This window comes from Jiangella rhizosphaerae, from assembly GCF_003579925.1.
Lineage (GTDB): Bacteria > Actinomycetota > Actinomycetes > Jiangellales > Jiangellaceae > Jiangella > Jiangella rhizosphaerae.
Genome location: NZ_QUAL01000214.1, coordinates 1 through 859 on the forward strand (window position 1 = coordinate 1; position 859 = coordinate 859).

The following is an 859-nucleotide window of genomic DNA, read 5'->3' on the forward strand; positions in this document are numbered from 1 at the left end:
ACAAGCTCGCCCTCACCTACCGCGGAGGCATCGTGCTCGCCGCCGTCACCATCTGGCTACGCCAATAAGGAGACGCGCCCTAGCCGGAGGCACGGCACCGCTGCGGCAGAATGCCTCCGGTGCGCATCGGGATCCTGGGACCGCTGGAGGTCCGCGACGACGACGATGCGCCGGTCTATGTGGCCGGCGCACGGCTGCGCACGCTGCTGATCATCCTGGCGCTCGAGCCCGGCCGCCTGGTCACGGTGGGCCGGCTGGTCGACGGCATCTGGGGCGACGACCCGCCGGCGGGCGCCGCCAACGCGCTGCAGGCGCTGGTGTCGCGGCTGCGACGGGCGCTGCCGGGGCTGACCGTCGAGTCGCACCCGGCGGGATACCGGCTGGCGCTGGAGCCGGACGCGGTCGACGCCGCGCGGTTCGAGCGGCAGGTCGCGGCCGCCCGGTCCGCGTCCGGCGACGCCGCGGTGGAGGACGGGCTGCGCGCGGCGCTGGCGCTGTGGCGCGGCCCGGCGCTGCTCGACGTCGCGGAGTCGGAGTTCTTCGAGGCACCGCGGGCGCGGCTGGACGAGCTGCGGCTGACCGCGACGGAGGACCGGGCCGACGCGGCGCTGCGGCTGGGCCGCGGCGCCGGGCTGACCACCGAGCTGACCACGCTGGTCGCCGAGTACCCGCTGCGCGAGCGGCTGGCCGGGCAGCTGATGCGGGCGCTGGTCGCGGCCGGCCGCCCGGCGGAGGCGCTGGCGGCGTACGAGCGCACCCGCGAGGCGCTCGCCGACCAGCTGGGCACCGACCCGTCGCCGGAGCTGTCCGCGTTGCACACCGCGATCCTGCGCGGCGACCTCACCCCGGCCGCGCCGGG

At 77.3% G+C, this 859-nt stretch carries 1 protein-coding gene; it reads left to right on the forward strand.

What is annotated here, in order from left to right:
• Positions 1–119: 119 nt before the first annotated feature.
• Positions 120–859: AfsR/SARP family transcriptional regulator (locus DY240_RS22515; RefSeq protein WP_147375450.1), on the forward strand; the 740-nt coding region annotated here is incomplete at its 3' end.